The sequence below is a fragment of the Haloferula chungangensis genome, assembly GCF_042664875.1.
Taxonomy (GTDB): domain Bacteria; phylum Verrucomicrobiota; class Verrucomicrobiia; order Verrucomicrobiales; family Akkermansiaceae; genus Haloferula; species Haloferula chungangensis.
In genome coordinates, this window is the sequence record NZ_JBHTBS010000094.1 from 1 (window position 1) to 560 (window position 560).

Here is a 560-nt window from a genome sequence, read left to right on the forward strand (position 1 = left end):
TAATGAGATGATTCTCATGAAGTTTCCTTCACGTAATTCACGAGCGACTGGTCCGAAAATACGCGTACCTCTTGGACCTTTGTCATCACGAATGATAACACATGCGTTCTCATCGAATTTAATATATGAACCGTCTTCACGACGTACACCTGTTTTAGTTCTAACGATGACAGCCTTCACGACGTCACCTTTCTTGACAACACCACCAGGTGTTGCTTGTTTTACAGTTGCAACAACAACGTCGCCGATATTAGCTGTTTTACGACCTGTACCACCAAGTACTTTGATCGTTAAAACTTCACGAGCTCCTGAGTTGTCGGCAACTTTCATACGAGATTCTTGTTGAATCATGCGTGGTTACCTCCCTTTTTACTTGGTTTAGATAATTACTGATTCTTCTACGATTTCCACTAAACGGAAACGTTTTGTTGCTGATAAAGGACGTGTTTCTTGAATTTTAACGACATCGCCCATTTTAGCTGAGTTATTTGCATCGTGTGCTTTGTATTTCTTAGAATACTTCACACGTTTACCAATACGGCTCATTCATGGCACCTCCT

General features: G+C 41.1%; 1 protein-coding gene and 1 pseudogene. Both read right to left on the minus strand.

What is annotated here, in order from left to right:
- The coding region (rplN, locus tag ACFQY0_RS21355) for a 50S ribosomal protein L14 (RefSeq protein WP_379717134.1) at nt 1-351 on the minus strand (351 nt) is incomplete at its 3' end.
- Nucleotides 352-378: 27 nt separating this feature from the next.
- A pseudogene (locus ACFQY0_RS21360) lies at nt 379-543 on the minus strand (30S ribosomal protein S17); the annotation flags it as partial.
- Nucleotides 544-560: the final 17 nt, after the last annotated feature.